This is a genomic window from Rhizobacter sp., from assembly GCF_031412495.1.
GTDB lineage: Bacteria > Pseudomonadota > Gammaproteobacteria > Burkholderiales > Burkholderiaceae_C > Schlegelella_A.
In genome coordinates this window covers 1-16,557 of sequence record NZ_JANODC010000324.1, presented here as the reverse complement: position 1 = coordinate 16,557, position 16,557 = coordinate 1, and the positions used below count along the sequence as shown (strand labels likewise).

At 70.8% G+C, this 16,557-nt stretch carries 19 protein-coding genes; 6 read left to right on the top strand and 13 right to left on the bottom strand.

Annotated features, from left to right (window positions below; genetic code table 11):
• A partial coding sequence (locus tag AC30N0_RS12080) for an alpha-hydroxy acid oxidase (RefSeq protein ID WP_489518155.1) occupies positions 1-1,099 on the top strand: 1,099 nt, incomplete at its 5' end.
• A gap of 75 nt (positions 1,100-1,174) precedes the next feature.
• Here the strand turns inward: AC30N0_RS12080 and ypfJ are convergent.
• Together ypfJ and dcd are read right to left on the bottom strand one after the other, a co-directional pair.
• Positions 1,175-2,071 (bottom strand): KPN_02809 family neutral zinc metallopeptidase, encoded by an 897-nt coding sequence (gene ypfJ, locus AC30N0_RS12075; RefSeq protein ID WP_489518154.1) that lies wholly within the window; start codon positions 2,069-2,071, stop codon positions 1,175-1,177.
• 80 nt (positions 2,072-2,151) lie between these two features.
• The gene (gene dcd / locus AC30N0_RS12070) at positions 2,152-2,721 is read right to left on the bottom strand and encodes a dCTP deaminase (RefSeq protein ID WP_489518153.1); all 570 of its coding nucleotides are present in this window, start codon (positions 2,719-2,721) and stop codon (positions 2,152-2,154) included.
• Between the two features lie 130 nt (positions 2,722-2,851).
• On the opposite strand from dcd, the gene AC30N0_RS12065 reads away from it, so the two are divergent.
• Positions 2,852-3,382 (top strand): Mpo1 family 2-hydroxy fatty acid dioxygenase, encoded by a 531-nt coding sequence (locus AC30N0_RS12065; RefSeq protein ID WP_489518152.1) that lies wholly within the window; start codon positions 2,852-2,854, stop codon positions 3,380-3,382.
• Positions 3,383-3,394: 12 nt separating this feature from the next.
• Here the strand turns inward: AC30N0_RS12065 and mobB are convergent, their stop codons facing one another.
• A complete protein-coding gene (gene mobB / locus AC30N0_RS12060) occupies positions 3,395-3,949 on the bottom strand; it encodes a molybdopterin-guanine dinucleotide biosynthesis protein B (RefSeq protein WP_489518151.1) in 555 nt (184 codons plus the stop codon).
• 67 nt (positions 3,950-4,016) lie between these two features.
• Here mobB and AC30N0_RS12055 point away from each other — a divergent pair, with 67 nt between their 5' ends.
• A complete protein-coding gene (locus AC30N0_RS12055) occupies positions 4,017-5,075 on the top strand; it encodes a DUF6352 family protein (RefSeq protein ID WP_489518150.1) in 1,059 nt (352 codons plus the stop codon).
• Positions 5,076-5,077: 2 nt separating this feature from the next.
• On the opposite strand, the gene AC30N0_RS12050 is transcribed toward AC30N0_RS12055, so the two are convergent.
• The 3 genes from AC30N0_RS12050 to AC30N0_RS12040 are packed head-to-tail and all read right to left on the bottom strand — an operon-like array spanning position 5,078 to position 7,313.
• Positions 5,078-5,854, bottom strand: a complete 777-nt coding sequence (locus tag AC30N0_RS12050; RefSeq protein WP_489518158.1) for an ABC transporter substrate-binding protein — start codon at positions 5,852-5,854, stop codon at positions 5,078-5,080.
• Positions 5,855-5,880: 26 nt separating this feature from the next.
• The gene (locus AC30N0_RS12045; protein WP_489518149.1) at positions 5,881-6,603 is read right to left on the bottom strand and encodes an ATP-binding cassette domain-containing protein; all 723 of its coding nucleotides are present in this window, start codon (positions 6,601-6,603) and stop codon (positions 5,881-5,883) included.
• The gene (locus AC30N0_RS12040) at positions 6,600-7,313 is read right to left on the bottom strand and encodes an ABC transporter permease (RefSeq protein ID WP_489518148.1); all 714 of its coding nucleotides are present in this window, start codon (positions 7,311-7,313) and stop codon (positions 6,600-6,602) included. The genes AC30N0_RS12045 and AC30N0_RS12040 overlap by 4 nt, the downstream gene beginning before the upstream one ends.
• Before the next feature lie 62 nt (positions 7,314-7,375).
• Here AC30N0_RS12040 and AC30N0_RS12035 point away from each other — a divergent pair, with 62 nt between their 5' ends.
• The 3 genes from AC30N0_RS12035 (at position 7,376) to moeA (ending at position 10,432) form a co-directional block, all read left to right on the top strand.
• Complete coding sequence (locus AC30N0_RS12035) at positions 7,376-8,476, top strand: substrate-binding domain-containing protein (RefSeq protein ID WP_489518147.1); 1,101 nt, start codon at positions 7,376-7,378, stop codon at positions 8,474-8,476.
• Positions 8,477-8,547: 71 nt separating this feature from the next.
• On the top strand, positions 8,548-9,147 hold the full coding sequence (gene mobA / locus AC30N0_RS12030; RefSeq protein ID WP_489518146.1) for a molybdenum cofactor guanylyltransferase MobA: 600 nt from the start codon (positions 8,548-8,550) through the stop codon (positions 9,145-9,147).
• The gene (moeA, locus tag AC30N0_RS12025) at positions 9,140-10,432 is read left to right on the top strand and encodes a molybdopterin molybdotransferase MoeA (RefSeq protein ID WP_489518145.1); all 1,293 of its coding nucleotides are present in this window, start codon (positions 9,140-9,142) and stop codon (positions 10,430-10,432) included. Before mobA ends, moeA begins: the two co-directional genes overlap by 8 nt.
• Positions 10,433-10,447: 15 nt before the next feature.
• Here moeA and AC30N0_RS12020 read toward each other — a convergent pair whose 3' ends face one another.
• The 7 genes from AC30N0_RS12020 to AC30N0_RS11990 all read right to left on the bottom strand — a co-directional run.
• Complete coding sequence (locus tag AC30N0_RS12020) at positions 10,448-11,203, bottom strand: SAM-dependent methyltransferase (RefSeq protein WP_489518144.1); 756 nt, start codon at positions 11,201-11,203, stop codon at positions 10,448-10,450.
• The gene (locus AC30N0_RS12015; protein ID WP_489518157.1) at positions 11,175-12,017 is read right to left on the bottom strand and encodes a formate dehydrogenase accessory sulfurtransferase FdhD; all 843 of its coding nucleotides are present in this window, start codon (positions 12,015-12,017) and stop codon (positions 11,175-11,177) included. Before AC30N0_RS12015 ends, AC30N0_RS12020 begins: the two co-directional genes overlap by 29 nt.
• Complete coding sequence (locus AC30N0_RS12010; protein WP_489518143.1) at positions 12,014-12,415, bottom strand: hypothetical protein; 402 nt, start codon at positions 12,413-12,415, stop codon at positions 12,014-12,016. The genes AC30N0_RS12015 and AC30N0_RS12010 overlap by 4 nt, the downstream gene beginning before the upstream one ends.
• 14 nt (positions 12,416-12,429) lie before the next feature.
• Complete coding sequence (locus AC30N0_RS12005) at positions 12,430-13,593, bottom strand: formate dehydrogenase subunit gamma (RefSeq protein WP_489518156.1); 1,164 nt, start codon at positions 13,591-13,593, stop codon at positions 12,430-12,432.
• A 40-nt stretch (positions 13,594-13,633) separates the two neighbouring features.
• Positions 13,634-13,870 carry a hypothetical protein gene (locus AC30N0_RS12000; RefSeq protein WP_489518142.1) on the bottom strand — a complete coding sequence of 79 codons (237 nt, stop codon included), beginning with the start codon at positions 13,868-13,870 and terminating at the stop codon, positions 13,634-13,636.
• Positions 13,867-14,502: a formate dehydrogenase FDH3 subunit beta gene (gene fdh3B / locus AC30N0_RS11995; protein WP_489518141.1), complete on the bottom strand. Its 636-nt coding sequence runs from the start codon at positions 14,500-14,502 to the stop codon at positions 13,867-13,869. Before fdh3B ends, AC30N0_RS12000 begins: the two co-directional genes overlap by 4 nt.
• 88 nt (positions 14,503-14,590) lie before the next feature.
• Positions 14,591-16,557 (bottom strand): formate dehydrogenase subunit alpha (locus AC30N0_RS11990; protein ID WP_489518140.1); only part of this gene is annotated, 1,967 nt, incomplete at its 5' end.

The following is a 16,557-nucleotide window of genomic DNA, read 5'->3' as shown; positions in this document are numbered from 1 at the left end:
GCGCGTGCCGCGGATGTTCTACGACTACGCCGACTCGGGCTCGTGGACCGAGAGCACGTACCGCGCCAACGAGGCGGACTTCCAGCCGATCAAGCTGCGCCAGCGGATCGCCGTCGACATGGAGACGCGCAGCATCCGCAGCCGCATGGTCGGCATCGACGTGGCCATGCCCGTGGCCCTGGCGCCGGTCGGCCTGACCGGCATGCAGCACGCCGACGGCGAGATCCTCGCCGCGCGCGCGGCCGAGAAGTTCGGCGTTCCCTTCACGCTCAGCATGATGAGCATCTGCTCGATCGAGGACGTCGCCGCCAACACGACCAAGCCGTTCTGGTTCCAGCCCTACATGCTGCGCGACCGGCCCTTCATGGAGCGGCTCATCGAGCGGGCCCGCGCCGCGAAGTGCAGCGCCCTGGTGCTGACGCTGGACCTGCAGATCCTCGGCCAGCGCCACAAGGACCTGAAGAACGGCCTCACCGCGCCGCCCAAGCCCACGCTCGCCAACCTCATCAACCTGGCGACCAAGCCGCACTGGTGCCTGGGCATGCTGGGCACGAAGCGGCGCAGCTTCGGCAACATCGTCGGCCACGCCACCGGCGTCGGCGACATGTCCTCGCTGGGCGCCTGGACCGCCGAGCAGTTCGATCCACGCCTTAGCTGGGCCGACGTGGAGTGGGTCAAGAAGCTATGGGGCGGCAAGCTCGTGCTGAAGGGCATCCTCGACGTCGAGGACGCGCGCCTGGCCGTCGACAGCGGCGCGGACGCCATCGTCGTCTCCAACCACGGCGGGCGCCAGCTCGACGGCGCGCCGTCGTCGATCAGCGCCCTGCCGTCGATCGCGCAGGCGGTCGGCTCGCGGATCGAGGTCTGGATGGACGGCGGCATCCGCTCGGGGCAGGACGTCCTCAAGGCCTGGGCCCTCGGCGCACGCGGCACGCTGATCGGCCGCTCGTTCGTCTATGGCCTGGGCGCGATGGGCGAAGCGGGCGTAACCAAGGCGCTCCAGATCATCGCCCGCGAGCTCGAGCTGACGATGGCTTTCTGCGGCCACACCGACATCCAGCACGTCGACCACCGGATCCTGCTGCCGGGCACGTACTGAGGCCGCAGCCCAGCGCGAGGGGGCGCGCGCCGGCCGCCACGCAGGCAACTCCCACCGCCGCTCACATGGCCGAGGTCAGCCGTCCTTGGCCTGGAAGGTGTCGCAGCGCGCGGCGTCGCCGGTGTCGAGGCCGCGCCGGAACCAGCTGACCCGCTGCGCGCTCGTGCCGTGCGTGAAGCTTTCGGGCACCACCGTCCCCTGCGACTTGCGCTGCAGCGTGTCGTCGCCGATCTGCGAGGCGGCGTTCAGGCCCTCCTCGATGTCGCCGGGCTCGAGGCGCCAGCCGTTGGCCTTCTGCGAGCGGGCGGCCCAGACCCCGGCGAAGCAGTCGGCCTGCAGCTCGACGCGGACGCTGACCGCATTGGCCTGCGCTTCGCCGCCGCGCGCGCGCAGGGCGTCGGCGCGCTGCATCACGCCGAGCTGGTTCTGCACGTGGTGCGCAACCTCGTGCGCGATGACGTAGGCCTGGGCGAAGTCGCCCTTGGCGCCGAGCTTGCGCTCCATCACGTCGTAGAAGCGCAGATCGATGTAGACCTTCTGGTCGGCCGGGCAGTAGAAGGGCCCCATCGCTGCCTGGCCGGCGCCGCAGCCGGTCTGCCACACGTCCTTGAACAGGACGAGCTTCGGCGGCGTGTAGGTGCGCCCGTTCTCGCGGAAGATGTCGGTCCAGACGACCTCGGTGCTGCGCAGGACCTGCGACACGAACTGGGCCGGCGCATCGGTCGCCGCCGGCGCCGGCGCCGGACCCCGCTGCTGCTGCTGCTGCGTGACCTGGCCGCCCCCGCCGCCGTCCATCATGCCGAGAATCGTCAGCGGATTGATCCCGAAGATCCATCCGGCGATGACCGCCAGCGCGACGCCGCCGATGCCGACGCTGCGGCCGCCGATGCCGCCGAAACCGCCGCCACCGCCGCCGCGCATGCCACGAACGTCCTCGACGTTGCTGCTGCCTTCCTGGCCGTCCATGCGCATCGCTGTCTCCCCGTGCTGACTCGAAAGGATGGTAGGACCCGCCTGCGCCACGGCCTGTCGGCCGAGAGGCTGCCCGGCTGTCAGGTCTTGGGCAGCGTCACGCCCTGCTGGCCCTGGTACTTGCCGCCGCGGTCCTTGTAGCTCGTCTCGCAGACCTCGTCGCTCTCGAAGAAGATCACCTGGGCGCAGCCCTCGCCGGCGTAGATCTTGGCCGGCAGCGGCGTCGTGTTGCTGAACTCGAGCGTCACGTAGCCCTCCCACTCGGGCTCGAACGGCGTCACGTTGACGATGATCCCGCAGCGGGCGTAGGTGCTCTTGCCGAGGCAGATCGTCAGGACGTTGCGCGGGATCCGGAAGTACTCGAGCGTGCGGGCCAGGGCGAAGCTGTTCGGCGGAATGACGCAGACGTCGGCGTTGATGTCGACGAAGCTCTTCTCGTCGAAGTTCTTCGGGTCGACGACGGTCGAGAAGATGTTCGTGAAGACCTTGAATTCCGGCGCGCACCGGATGTCGTAGCCGTAGCTCGAGGTGCCGTAGCTGACGATGCGCCGGCCTTCGGCGTCCTGCCGGACCTGGCCCGGCTCGAAGGGCTCGATCATGCCGTGCGCCTCGGCCATGCGGCGGATCCACTTGTCGCTCTTGATGGTCATGAAGGATCCGAATGAGGGAGCGGCGATTGTAGGGAGCGGCCCCCCCGCGTTCCGGCGTTGCGCCGGCCGAGCGGCAGAAGGGTCGGCCGACTTGTCCTAGGATCGGCCATTGCCGCATCGAGGCCACGCCATGCGCACTGCTACCGATCTTCTTGCTCAGTACGCGGAATACCACCGCGACCGGCGCAACATCGTCAGCCACTTCATCGGCGTGCCGATGATCGTGTTCGGCGTCGGCGTGCTGCTGGCGCGCCCCGTCGTCGTCACCGCCGGCTCGCTGAGCGTGACGCTCGGCTGGATCGTCTTCGTGATGGTCGCCTCCTGGTACCTGACCCGCGGCGACGCCGTGCTCGGCCTCGCCGTCAGCGCGGTCGTTGGCGCCCTGCTCTGGCTGGGCCACCGGGTCGCGGATGCGAGCCTGCCGGTCTGGCTAGCCTGGGCCCTCGGCTTCTTCGTCGTCGGCTGGGTGATCCAGTTCATCGGCCACTGGTACGAAGGCAGGAAGCCGGCCTTCGTCGACGACATCGTCGGCCTGCTCGTCGGCCCGATGTTCGTCGTCGCCGAAGCGATGTTCCTGTTCGGCTGGAACCGGCCGCTCCAGGCCGAGATCGAGCGCCGGGTCGGACCGACGGTGATGCGCGACCTCGCCCGCATCGCCTGAGCCAGCCCTCCGTCAGCCCGAGGCCCCGAGCGGCCGGGATGCATCGAGCGGCGGCAGGTACTCGCAGCGCCCCGCCGAGGCGAGAACGAAGTCGGCGATCTCGTCGGCGTGGTTGAGGTCGAGCACCGGCAGCCCGGTCGGCGCCGGCAGGCGGTCGCCGCTGTCGGTGGCGAGCGCGATGACGAACGGGTCACCGAGATACTGCGCCGGCTTTTCCGCCGCGGCGCGCCAGACCTCGATCTTCGGCAGCGCCGCGTGCTTGAAGCCTTCGACGAGGACCCAGTCGCAGTCGCTCAGCTCGGCGATGAGCTGGTGCACGGTCGGTGCCGCGTGCACCTCGTACTCGCGCATCTTGGCCAGCCGACGGTCGGAAGCGATGACGACCTCGAAGGCGCCGGCCTGCCGGTGTCGCCACGAGTCCTTGCCTTCGCGGTCGATGTCGAAGTCGTGGTGGGCGTGCTTGACGACGGACACGCGCTGGCCGGCCAGGCGCATGCGGACGATGAGCTGCTCGATCAGGGTCGTCTTGCCCGATCCGGAGTAGCCGCAGAAGCCGATGACGTTCATCGCCCGAGTCTATGCGCGGGAAAGCGACGCCTTCGCCGCCGGGGCAAGCGCAAATAATCGGCAGGCCATGGACGAAGCCCCGCCCCCCAGCCCCTTGCGCGGCGACGCCGACAGCGCCGGGCGCTGGACCCCTCCCGGCGATGCCTTCCTGAGCTCCTTCCTCGCCCTGCCGGAGCTGGCCATCGTCGGCGAGTCCTCGGCCGCGGAGCGGCGCCTGCACGAAGCGCTGCGCGAGGCGCCGCGGCGCGCCGTCGAGCCGCCGCTCCTGGACGCCATCGACGACGAGGACGTCCGCGCCAACTACACGATGTTCCTGGACTTCCGCGACGCCTTGCTGGCGGCCGGCACGCTCGAGGCGTTTTACCTCGCCCTGGTCCGCAGCGGTCGAGTCACGGTGCCGCCGGTGTTCGTCGACCGCACGATCGAGGCGATCGTCCGCCGCCTCGTCGACGCTGGCGCGGACCCCTTCGAGCGCCGCGCGGCGCAGCTGCTCTACCGGGTGCAGCGCATCACGTTCAGCGCTGGCCGCGTCCTCGCCGCCGACCGAGAAGTCCTCGACAGCCTCGGCGAGCCGGCCTTCGATCTGGTGGGCAGCCTGCGCGCGCCGACCGACCCGGCCGCGTCGGCCGCGTCGCTGCCGGTGCTCAACCTCGACAACGCGCCGGAGCCGGGCGACGACGGGCGCGAACGAGCCTTCGTCCTCGACCTCACGCACGAGGTCACGTCCGAAGTGGGCCACGGCCTGACGTTCACCCTGGCGCGCACGCAGTCCGGGCTCGCCGCGCTGGCCCGCGTGCTGCAGCGCTGGATCGCGCACTTCCTGGGTGTAGGCACGACGATCCGGCCGGTGCAGCGCATCGACGATCCCGCCTGGGCCTGGCACATCGGGCTCGACGTCGAAGCGACGGCGCTGCTCAACGACCTTTATCTCGGCACGGTGGTCGACGAGACGCGCCTGCACCGGATCGTCGGCCTGTTCCGCCTCGACTTCACCGACCCGGCCGACATGCGTGCCGACCTCGCCGGCAAGCCGGTCTACCTCGGCCTGGCCATGAACGCCGAGCAGGCCGTGCGCGTCAAGGCGCAGAACCTGCTCGTCAACCTGCCGCTGCCCGATCCGGTGTAGGGTCAGCGTGCGGCGTTCGGAAAGAAGAGCTGCTCGCCGCCGATCCGGTGCCCGGCGATCGTGGCCTGGCCTCCCGGCGAGACGATCCAGTCGGCGAACGCGCGCGCCAGCGCCGCCTTCGCATGCGGATGCCGGGCCGGGTTGACGACGATCACCCCGTACGCGTTGAAGAGGCGCGAATCGCCCTCGACCAAGACCGCCAGGCCGCCGCGGTTCCTGAAGCCGAGCCAGGTGCCCCGGTCGGCCAGCGAGTACGCATCCAGCGAGGACGCGATGTTGAGCGCCGGCCCCATGCCGCAGCCGCACTCGCGGTAGCCGGCGAAGCGCGTCGCCGGGTTCTCGACGCCTGCCGCCCGCCAGTAGCGCAGCTCGGCAGCGTGGGTGCCGCTCCGGTCGCCGCGCGAGACGAAGGCGGCGGGCAAGGCAGCGATCCGGGCCAGGGCGGCGACGACGTCGCGGCCCTTCACGCCGGCAGGATCGCCGCGCGGGCCGACGAGGACGAAGTCGTTGAACATCACATCGCGACGCTCGATGCCGTGGCCTTCGGCGACCAGCTTGTCCTCGGCGGGCCGGTCATGGACCAGGACCACGTCGGCGTCGCCGCGCCGCGCGATGTCGAGCGCCTGCCCGGTGCCGACCGCGACCACGCGCACGTCGATGCCGGTGGCGCGCCGGAACGCCGGCAGCAAGTGCGCGAACAGCCCCGACTGCTCGGTGCTGGTCGTCGAGGCCAGCGTGATGAAGCGGTCTTCGGCGGAGGCGCTCGGCCCGAGCAGCATCGGCACGGCTGCGGCCAGCAGGAGGCTCAGGCGTCGAAGGACCAAGCGAGCTCCCCCTTCAGGAACCGTCGGGCCCGGCCTTCCGCGCCGGTGCCGAAGAACTCCGCCGTCGGCAGGTCGGCCGCGATGCGGCCCTCGTCCATGTAGACGATGCGAGTCGCGAGCCGCCTGGCCTGGCCGAGGTTGTGCGTGCTCATGACGAGCGTCATGCCGTCGGCAGCGAAGGTCGCGAGCAGCGCCTCGACTTCCTTCTTCGCCGACGGATCGAGGTTGGCCGTCGGCTCGTCGAGGAACAGGATGTCGGGGCGGACTGCCCAGCCACGGGCCAGCGCCAGGCGCTGCTGCTCGCCGCCGGAGAGCAGGCGCGCCGGACGAACCCCCAAAGGCAGCAGGCCGACCCGGACCAGCGCCGCTCGGGCACGCGCGCGGCGCAACGCCGGCGCCATGCGCCGGTGCGCGAGCCACAGCGCCACGCGCAGGTTGTTCCAGACCGACAGGCGCAGCAGGAACGGCCGCTGGAAGACCATCGCCTGCGTGAGCGACGGCCGCGACAGCCGCCGCTCGCCGCTGTGCGCGACGGTGCCGTGAAGCAGGCGCAGCAGCGTCGTCTTCCCGGAGCCGTTGGCGCCGATCACCGCGACCACCTCGCCTGCTTCGACGCCCAGCGTCGCCGCCCGCACCGCCGCCACGCCGGCGAACGACACCGAGGCGTCGCGCACCGCGACCAGCGTGCCGCCGTTGTCGTTCACGCCGGCTCCTGGCGCGGCCCCCGGCCGCCGCGGCGCAGCAGGGCGATGGCGATGTTGAGAGAGGCCACGACAGCGAGCAGGACGATGCCGAGGCCGAGCGCGAGCGGCAGGTCGCCCTTGCTCGTCTCGAGCGCGATGGCCGTTGTCATCACCCGCGTCAGGCCGTCGATGTTGCCGCCGACGATCATCACCGCGCCGACCTCGGCGATGGCACGGCCGAAGGCCACGAGCATCAGGGTGGCGACGGCCCAGCGCTCGTGCCACAGCAGGAGCCCGGCGCGCAGCAGCGGCCCGGCGCCCATCGACTGCAGCTGCTCGCCGCCGTCGCGAAGCGCATCGGCGACGACCTGGCGCGCCAGCGCCGCGACGATCGGCAGGACGAGGATGGTCTGGGCCATGACCATCGCTGCCGGGGTGAACAGCAGGCCCCACGAACCGAGCGGGCCGCTGCGCGACAGCAGCAGGTAAACGGTCAGACCGACGACCACCGAGGGCAGCGCGAGCAGGGTGTCGAGCCCGACCAGGACGATGCGCTTGCCGGCGAAGCGAGCCACGGCGAGCCATGCGCCGGCGGCCAGGCCGATGCCGGCGGCCAGGATGCAGGCACTGCCGCTGACGGCGAGGGACAGCCGGACCGTCCGGACCAGCGCCGGGTCGGCATGGACAATGAGACGGAGCGCGGTCGTGAATCCTTCCGCCACTGCGCTCATGGCCAGACTTTCATCGGCCGGCATTCTGGGTGTCCGGGCCGCACGGGTCGATATGAACGCACATGCATAGGGTCGACCTCACCTACACGCTGACCCGACAGGCGGCCGGACGCGGCCGTGAGCTGAGCCACCCTCTGATGGACCTGCTCGAGGCGATCCATCGCAGCGGCTCGATCTCGGCGGCAGCACGCGCGGCAAGCCTTTCGTATCGCCACGTCTGGGGCGAGCTGAAGCGCTGGGAAGGCGAGCTCGGGCAACCGCTGCTGGTCTGGTCCAAGGGCCAGCCGGCGCGCCTGAGCGCCTTCGGGTCGCGGCTGCTGTGGGCCGAGCGGCAGGCGCAGGCCCGGCTCGCTCCGCAGCTCGCGGCCCTGCGCGGCGAGCTCGAGCGCGCGTTCGCGCTCGCCTTCGACGCCAGCGTCGCAGTGGTTCCCATGGCGGCCAGCCACGACGAGGCCCTGCCGCTGCTGCGCGACTGGGTCGCGGCTCGGCAGGCGCTCCACCTCGACCTGCAGTTCATCGGCAGCGTCGCCGCCCTGGCCGCGCTCAACGACGGCCGCTGCGTGCTCGCCGGCTTCCACGCCCTGACGGACGCGGCCCGCGGCACGCCGACCGCCAGGGTCTACCGGTCGATGCTCAAGCCCGGCCGGCACAAGCTGATCGGCTTCGCCACGCGCATCCAGGGGCTCATGGTCGCGGCCGGCAACCCGCTGGGCATCGACCGCCTCGGCGACCTGTGCCGGCCCGGGCTTCGCTTCGTCAACCGGGCCCGCGGCACCGGCACGCGGATCGTCCTCGAGGAGCTGCTCGGGGCGGCCGGCATCGACGCGGCGGGCGTCGCCGGCTTCAGCCGCGTCGAGCCCTCGCACCGCGCCGTCGCGCAAAGCGTGTCGAGCGGCAGCGCCGACGCCGCCTTCGGCATCGAGGCGGCGGCGCGGGCCCTGGGTCTCGACTTCATCCCGCTCGCGCGCGAGGGCTACTACCTGGCGACGCTGGCCGAACACCTCGACAGCGCGCCGGTCGCGAGCCTGCGCGAGGCACTCGGCTCGCCCGAGTGGCGGGCGGCCCTGCTCGCCCTGCCCGGCTACGAACCGCTGCGCAGCGGCGAGGTGCTGTCGCTGACCGAGGTTCTGCCGTGGTGGCGCTACCGCCGGCCGCGGCGCTGACCGCGGCGCCCGCGCCGCTCGCCGGCGGTTGGCCGTGAGCTATTCTCGGCAGCGAAGAGCAGCGTGAACGAATGATCGACAGGGACGAGATCACCGGCCTGATCCTGGCCGGCGGCCGCGGCAGCCGCATGGGCGGCATCGACAAGGGCTTGCAGATCCATCGCGGCATGCCGCTGGCGATGCATGCCCTCCTGCGCCTGGCGCCGCAGGTCGGCGAGATCATGATCAATGCCAACCGCAACCTTGCCGCCTACGAGTCGATGGGCGTGCCGGTGTGGCCCGATGCCCTGCCCGACTACCCCGGGCCGCTGGCCGGCTTCCTGGCCGGGATCGAGCGCTGCGAGACACCCTACCTCGTGACCGTGCCCTGCGACTCGCCCCTCTTTCCCGAGGACCTCGTCGCCCGCCTCGGCGACGCGCTCCTGGCCGAGAACGCGGAGGTCGCGATGGCGGCGACGCGCGAGGCCGGCGAGTTGCGCCTGCAGCCGGTGTTCTGCCTGATGCACACGGACGTTCTCGAAAGCCTGGTCCGCTTCACCACCGGCGGCCGGCGCAAGATCGACGCCTGGACCGCGACGCTGCGCACGGCCACCGTGGCGTTCGACGACGTGCACGCCTTCGCCAACGCCAACACCCCGGCCGAGCTCCAGCAGCTGCAGCGCGATGCCTGACGCGGCGCCTCGCTCGCTGCAGGAGATCGCCTCCTGCATCGCCGGCTACGACCCGCAGGCGCTGCCGGTCGCGCAGGCGAAGGCGTTCATCGACCAGCTGGTGCCGCGGGTGCAGTCGACCGAGATGCTCGCCTTGCGCTCGGCCCTCGGCCGCGTCCTCGCCCGCGACGCGATCTCCGCCATCGACGTGCCGGCGCAGGACAACTCGGCGATGGACGGCTATGCCTTGCGCGGAGCCGAGCTCGCCGCCGATGCCGAGACCGTCCTGCAGGTGGCCGGCGCCGGCTTCGCGGGCGGCCGCTTCGAGGGCAACGTCGGCGCGGGCCAGTGCGTCCGCATCATGACCGGTGCCGTCATGCCGGCCGGCCTGGACACGGTCGTGCCGCAGGAATTCGTGAAGGCCGAAGGCGACCGCGTCCGCATCCCGCCCCGCATCGTGCAGCCGGGGGACAACCGCCGCCTGGCCGGCGAGGACATCGCCCGCGGCGCGGCGGCGCTGACGGCGGGCCGGCGCCTGCGCCCGGCCGACCTCGGCCTGCTCGCGTCGCTCGGCCATGCCGAGGTGGCGGTGCGCCGGCGCCTGCGCGTCGCCTTCTTCTCGACGGGCAACGAGCTGCGCTCGGTCGGCGAGGCGCTCGAGCCGGGCTGCGTCTACGACAGCAACCGATACACGCTCTGGGGCATGCTGCAGCGGCTCGGCGTCGACCTCGTCGACCTGGGCGTGGTCCGCGACGACCCCGTCGCTCTGGAGGCGGCTTTCGCTGCCGCGGCGCGCGACGCCCATGCCGTGGTCACGTCGGGCGGTGTCAGCGTCGGCGAAGCCGACCACACCAAGCTGGTCATGGCCCGCCTCGGCGACGTGCTCTTCTGGCGCATCGCGATGCGGCCCGGCCGGCCGATGGCGATCGGCCGCATCGAGAGCGCCGGCCGCACGGCGGTGCTGTTCGGCCTGCCCGGCAATCCCGTGGCGGTGATGGTGACGTTCTACGCGCTGGTGCGCGAGGCCCTTCTGACGATGAGCGGTGCCGAGCCGGAGCCGGTGCTGATGGTGCGTGCCGCCAGCGTTGCTGCGATCCGCAAGCGCCCCGGGCGGACCGAGTACCAGCGCGGCGTCGTCAGCCTGCGGCCGGACGGCCGCAGCGAAGTTCGCATCACCGGCGCGCAGGGGTCCGGGATTCTGCGCAGCATGAGCGAGGCGAACGGCCTGGTGGTGCTGGGGCACGAGCAGGGCAACGTCGAGGCCGGCGAGGAAGTCGACGTGCTGCCGTTCGACGGCCTCGTCTGAGGCCGCTGCTTCCCGTCAGGCGCCGGGCCGGCTCGCCACGATCAGCATGTTGGCGAAGGGCGGGCGGCCGTTCATCGGCGCCGATTGCACGCTCAGCCCGAGTGCCTCGAGCGTCGACCGCCAGCCGGACAGCGGCCGGCCGGCCAGTGGACCGAAGCCGCCGCCGTGCAGCAGCATGGTGACGCGATCGACCCAGAGCCCGAATCGGTAGCGCGCCCCGGCGCTGGCGTCGTGGACGCGCAGGATCAGGGCGCCGCCGGGACGCAGCGCGGCGCACGCCTTCGCCAGCACGGCGTCCTGTTCCTCCGGCGCGATGTAATGCAGCGTGTCGAAGAAGGCGACCCGGTCGCAGGCCGGGAAGTCGAAGCGGCGCATGTCGGCATGCACGAAGGTGGCGCCGTCGGCCACGGCGGCGCGGGCGCGGGCGAGGTCGGCGTCGAGCAGGTCGATGCCGGTCACGTGCGCGTCCACCGGCGCCGCCGCCCAGGCCGCCGGCCACCCGCCGGTGCGGGCCCTGGCATCGGCAGCGCGCAGCAAGCTGGCGAAGAGCCCCTGGCCGCAGCCGGCATCGACGACGTGGGCGCCGGCGGGGACCAGGCCCTTCTCCAGGACGTGCCGGAAGACGCGGTCGTGGCCCAGCTTGGCCCTCGCAAAGCGCAGGGCGTGCGCATCGGTGCCGCGGTAACGCTCGCTGGCCTGCTCGAGGATCGCGCGCCAGGCGGCGTCCCCGCTCGTCCGCGGCTCAGCCGCGGGCCGGCTCGGGCTGTGCATCGAAGCGCTCGAAGCCGCAGTAGCAGAGGAAATGGCGGTTCGTGGCGCGCCCGAACAAGGCCAGGCCGAGTCGGGTCGCCACCTCGTGGCCCATCTGCGTGATTCCGCTGCGCGAGACGATGATGGGCACGCCCATCTGCGCCGACTTGATGACCATCTCGCTGGTCAGGCGACCGGTCGTGTAGAAGATCTTGTCGGCGCCGTCGACCCCGTGCAGCCACATCCACCCGGCGATGGTGTCGATGGCGTTGTGGCGGCCGACGTCCTCGACGAAGGTGAGCAGCTCGCCCTGGCGAAAGAGCGCGCAGCCGTGCACCGAGCCGGCCGACTTGTAGGTGCTCTCCTGGCGCCGGATGGCGTCGAGCAGGCCGTAGAGCGCGGCCTGGCTCAGCCGCGCGGAAGGCTCGGTCACCGGCGGCAGGCGGACCTGGTCGAGGTCGCCCATGAGGTCGCCGAACATGGTGCCCTGGCCGCAGCCGGTGGTGACGACGCGCCTGGCCGTCTTCTCGTCGAAGCGCTCGATGCCGGCACGCGTCTGCACCGCCGCGGCGTTGACGTCCCAGTCGACGGTGATCGAGTCGAGGTCGGCGATGCCGTCGACCAGGCGCTGGTTGCGAAGGTAGCCCAGGACCAGGAGCTCGGGCGCGGCGCCGAGCGTCATCAGGGTCACGAGCTCGCGCTTGTCGACGAACACCGTCAGCGCGCGCTCGGCAGGAATCGAGATGCTGCGCTCGGCTCCGAATTCGTCGCGGACGCCGATCTGCCGGGTCAGTGGGGCGCTGGCGGAGGTGAGGCGAAGGGCAGGAGCGGCTATTTGCGCGGTCCCGTGATTTCCGAGGACGTGGCGTTGTTGCTGGGGGGCGAGACCGCGTTGCCGGGAGGCGAGTGCGCGCCCGAGGCCTCCAGCGGCTTGGCTGCCTGCGGCGTGATCGGCACGAACGGGCCGGGGTCGGCGCAAGGCGGCATGGCCACCGGGGCGGGCGCGTCCTTGCCTATGGATTTCGAGCTGGTCCGATACACCTCGGCGGCGCGATCCATCGACAGGCACATCTTGTAGGCACCGACCTTGTCGGTCCATGCCGTGCGGGCGGCCGCCTCGGCTGCCTTGGCCTTGGCCTCGTCGCTCAGCGGCGGCAGCTTGGCCGATGCCGGCAGGGCGAGGCCGGCCGCGAGCAGCGCCGGGACGAGAGCGAGACTGAACGCGTGACGCATGGCTTTCCTTCCGATCAGGACGCTGGCTGCTCGACCGGGCGCCGCGGTGCGCTGCGCTGGGCAGGGATCTTGCCGGCTTGGATGTCGTCGTACCAGAGGGCGTGGTGCTCGCGGGCCCAGCCCTCGTCGACATAGCCCGTCTTCATGGCCTGGTACGAGCCGCGCATGCCGATCGTGCCGAGGTAGATGTGGCCGAGGAAGACGACCATGATGAGCACGGCGCTGACCGCATGCACGATGTGGGCCACCTGCATGTCCTCGCGCACGTACGCCAGGCCGGGGATGAGCTGGTCGAGCACGAGGCCCGACACGACGACGATGCTGCCCAGGATGACGACGCCGAGCCAGAAGACGGTCTTCTCGCCGGCGTTGAAGCGGTGCGAGGGAGGCTCGTGGCCGCCGAACAGGCCACCGCCGCGCTTGAGCCAGGCCCAGTCGGCGCGGCTCGGCCAGTTGCTGCCGATGAAGGTCACGATGAGCACGATCATCGACACGGCGAACAGCGGCCCGGCGAAGTTGTGCGCGGTCTTCAGGGCCCAGGTCAGCCAGCCGAACAGCAGGCCCCCCATCAACGGCAGGAGGAAGAACTTGCCGAAGGCCATCACGATGCCGGAGACGGCGAGGACGACGAAGGCGATCGCGTTGACCCAGTGGGAAGCGCGCTCGACGTAGGTGAAGCGCTCGATGAGCCGCCCCGTGTTCGGCTCGTGGCCGCCCATCGGCCCTTTGGCGAAGTAGTAGAGCCCCATCGCCAGCACGGCGATGACGAGCAGCGCGCCGCCGTAAGGAATGATCCACCAGTTGCGGATCTGCCGCCACGCCTCGCCGGATGTCGTGACGCGGGTGCCCGGGTACTGGGTCATCTTCTGGACCAGGACCCCGGGCTCGCCCCGCTGCCAGTTGTTGACCGTTCCCGGAGCTTGCGCCGAGTCGCGGACGCCACGCCAGAAGGGCGCGTTGTTGCCGGGCTGGGTGCGGGCCCGCACGGCGTTCGAGTCGGTGGCCTGCGGGTCGGGCGGGACGGCCGCCCGGGCGGCGGCATCGGGTACGCCATCGGCCATGGGCGGGGCCGGCGTGGCGACCGGTGCGACCGGAGCAGCACCCGGAGCTGCCGGCGCGCTGCCAGTCTGGGCCACGACCGACGCGCACATCGCCGCGGCGAGGGCCGCTCCCACCAGCCCGTGCCGAATCATGCTTCGCATGCGATCTCCAGAGTCGCTACTGGCGCGGCGCGAAATCGTTCTGCGCCTGCGCCCGCTTCTTCAGCTGGGAATCCCAGCTGCTCTCATTTCCCGGCGTCCAGCCCGGCGCGATGTAGCCGTTGTCCGTGATCTGAAAGCTGCGCGCATCGGCTTTCTTGTCGCCGGCGACGGGGATCGTCTGCACGCTCTCGCCGCAGCCGGCAAGAAGGAGCGCGACGAGCGATGAGGACAGCCCGGCGAGGACGCGGCTCATGACTTCTTCGGCTCCGCGGGTGCCGCGCCGGGCTTGCTGCCGGGCGACGGACGGCCGTAGGCAGTGCCCCAGCCCCAGACCTCGCTGCCCTTGCCCCGGTTGAGAACGCGGGTGCGGAAGATGTCGGCGACCACGTCGCCGTCGCCGCCGAGCAGCGCCTTGGTCGAGCACATCTCCGCGCACGCGGGAAGCTTGCCTTCGGCGAGGCGGTTGCGGCCGTACTTCTCGAACTCGGCCTGGCTGCCGTTGGCCTCGGGCCCCCCGGCGCAGAAGGTGCACTTGTCCATCTTGCCGCGCAGGCCGAAGGTGCCGTTGGTCGGGAACTGCGGTGCGCCGAACGGGCAGGCGTACGAGCAGTAGCCGCAGCCGATGCAGATGTCCTTGTCGTGCAGCACCACGCCCTCTGGGGTGCGGTAGAAGCAGTCGACCGGGCAGACCGCCATGCAGGGCGCGTCGGAGCAGTGCATGCAGGCCACCGAGATGCTGCGCTCGCCCGGCACGCCGTCGTTCAGCGTCACGACGCGGCGCCGGTTCACGCCCCAGGGCACCTCGTTCTCCTGCTTGCAGGCCGTGACGCAGCCGTTGCACTCGATGCAACGCTCGGCGTCGCAGATGAATTTCATTCGTGCCATGTGTCCTCCTGTCGGGCCGCCCCAGAGGAGGACAGCGCCCCCTCGGGGGGCAGCGAACGAATGTGAGTGTGGGGGTCCATGTGTGCTCCTAAGCCGCCCGTTCGACCTGGCAGACCGTCGTCTTGGTCTCCTGCATCATCGTCACGCTGTCGTAGCCGTACGTTGTCGCCGTGTTGACGGCCTCGCCGCGGATCATCGGCGCCGCGCCGCCCGGGTAATAGGGCAGCATGTCGACACCCTGCCAACGGCCGGAAAAGTGGAACGGCAGCCAGACCGTTTCGCGATCGACCCGTTCCGTGACGAGCGCCTTGACGAGGAGCTTCGCACCCGTCGGCGACTTGACCCAGACCGCCTCGCCGTTGCGGATGCCGCGATCGTTGGCCGCGGCCGGGTTGATCTCGACGAACATCTCCTGCTGCAGCTCGGCCAGCCACGGGTTGGACCGCGTCTCCTCGCCGCCGCCCTCGTACTCGACCAGGCGGCCGGAGCTCATGATCAGCGGGAACTGCTTGCCGATGTCCTTGTTCTTGTCCTGCACGCTCTTGTAGAGCGTCGGCAGGCGCCAGAACGCCTTCTTGTCGTCGTGCGTCGGATACTTGGCAACGAGTTCGGGCCGGGTCGAGTACAGCGGCTCGCGGTGCAGCGGCACCGGGTCGGGGAAATTCCAGACCACCGCCCTCGCCTTGGCATTGCCGAAAGGATGGCAGCCATGGTTGGTCATCACGACGCGGATGATCCCGCCCGACGGATCCGTCTTCCAGTTCTTGCCTTCGGCGGCTGCCTTCTCCGCGTCGGAGAGCTCGTTCCACCAGCCGAGCTTCTTGAGGAAGACGTGGTCGAACTCGGGATAGCCCGTCGTGATGTCGGCGCCCTTCGAATGCGAGCCGTCCTCGGCGAGCAGATTCGCGCCCTCGCGCTCGACCCCGAAATTGGCGCGGAAGTTGCCGCCGCCGTCCATCACGTGCTTGGACGTGTCGTACAGGTTGGGCGAGCCCGGATGCTTCATCTCCGGGTTGCCCCAGCACGGCCACGGCAGGCCGAAGTAGTCGCCGTCGAGCTTGTAGCCGGTTTCCTTGTCGATGCCCCCCTTGGCACGCAGCGTCTTGACGTCGAAGACGTTCATGTTGCGCATGTGCGCCTTCAGGCGCTCGGGCGACTGCCCGGTGTAGCCGATCGTCCAGACGCTCTTGTTGATCTCGCGCAGGATCGACTCGACCTCGGGCTCCATCATCCCGCCCTTGCCGGCGACGAGCTTGGTCCTGGCCATCAGCTCCTTGTCGAAGCCGAGCTTCTGGGCCAGCTGGTACATGATCATCTGGTCGGTGCGCGACTCGAACAGCGGCTCGATGACCTTCTCCCGCCACTGGATCGAGCGGTTCGACGCCGTCACCGAGCCCGACGTCTCGAACTGCGTTGCCGCCGGCAGCAGGTAGACGGCGCGGTTCGGGTTCAGGTCGCCCTGCGCGCCCGGCATCGCCGCCATCGCCGCGGTGGCCGACGGGTACGGGTCGACGACGACGAGCAGGTCGAGCTTGTCCATCGCCCGCTTCATCTCGAGGCCGCGACTCTGCGAGTTCGGCGCATGGCCCCAGAAGACGAGCCCGCGCAGGTTCGAATCCTGGTCGATGAGCTCGTTCTTCTCGAGCACGCCGTCGATCCAGCGCGACACCGTCATGCCGGGCTTGGTCATCATCCCCGGCGCGTACTGCTTCTTGATCCACTCGAAGTCGACGCCCCAGACGTTGGCGAAGTGCTTGAAGGACCCTTCGGCAAGCCCGTAGTACCCGGGCAGGGAGTCCGGATTGGGGCCGACGTCGGTCGCGCCCTGGACGTTGTCGTGGCCGCGGAAGATGTTGGCACCGCCGCCGCTCATGCCGATGTTGCCGAGCGCCAACTGCAGCAGGCACGAGGCGCGCACCATCGCGTTGCCGATCGTGTGCTGCGTGTGGCCGACACACCAGACCAGGGTGCTCGGCCGGTTTTCGGCCATCGTGCGCGCCACCTGCAGGCAGGTGGCTTCGTCGACACCCGAGGCCTCGAACACCTTGTCGGGCG

What these genes read in the sequence shown, in the direction of transcription:
- dcd (WP_489518153.1), bottom strand. Translation starts at nt 2,721, where the DNA reads ATGACCATCAAGAGCGACAAGTGGATCCGCCGCATGGCCGAGGCGCAC.
- AC30N0_RS12010 (WP_489518143.1), bottom strand. Translation starts at nt 12,415, where the DNA reads ATGCGTCACGCGTTCAGTCTCGCTCTCGTCCCGGCGCTGCTCGCGGCC.
- ypfJ (WP_489518154.1), bottom strand. Translation starts at nt 2,071, where the DNA reads ATGCGCATGGACGGCCAGGAAGGCAGCAGCAACGTCGAGGACGTTCGT.
- AC30N0_RS12040 (WP_489518148.1), bottom strand. Translation starts at nt 7,313, where the DNA reads ATGAGCGCAGTGGCGGAAGGATTCACGACCGCGCTCCGTCTCATTGTC.
- AC30N0_RS12020 (WP_489518144.1), bottom strand. Translation starts at nt 11,203, where the DNA reads ATGCACAGCCCGAGCCGGCCCGCGGCTGAGCCGCGGACGAGCGGGGAC.
- mobA (WP_489518146.1), top strand. Translation starts at nt 8,548, where the DNA reads ATGATCGACAGGGACGAGATCACCGGCCTGATCCTGGCCGGCGGCCGC.
- AC30N0_RS12050 (WP_489518158.1), bottom strand. Translation starts at nt 5,854, where the DNA reads ATGCTGCTCGGGCCGAGCGCCTCCGCCGAAGACCGCTTCATCACGCTG.
- fdh3B (WP_489518141.1), bottom strand. Translation starts at nt 14,502, where the DNA reads ATGGCACGAATGAAATTCATCTGCGACGCCGAGCGTTGCATCGAGTGC.
- mobB (WP_489518151.1), bottom strand. Translation starts at nt 3,949, where the DNA reads ATGAACGTCATCGGCTTCTGCGGCTACTCCGGATCGGGCAAGACGACC.
- AC30N0_RS12000 (WP_489518142.1), bottom strand. Translation starts at nt 13,870, where the DNA reads ATGAGCCGCGTCCTCGCCGGGCTGTCCTCATCGCTCGTCGCGCTCCTT.
- AC30N0_RS12035 (WP_489518147.1), top strand. Translation starts at nt 7,376, where the DNA reads ATGCATAGGGTCGACCTCACCTACACGCTGACCCGACAGGCGGCCGGA.
- AC30N0_RS12065 (WP_489518152.1), top strand. Translation starts at nt 2,852, where the DNA reads ATGCGCACTGCTACCGATCTTCTTGCTCAGTACGCGGAATACCACCGC.
- moeA (WP_489518145.1), top strand. Translation starts at nt 9,140, where the DNA reads ATGCCTGACGCGGCGCCTCGCTCGCTGCAGGAGATCGCCTCCTGCATC.
- AC30N0_RS12055 (WP_489518150.1), top strand. Translation starts at nt 4,017, where the DNA reads ATGGACGAAGCCCCGCCCCCCAGCCCCTTGCGCGGCGACGCCGACAGC.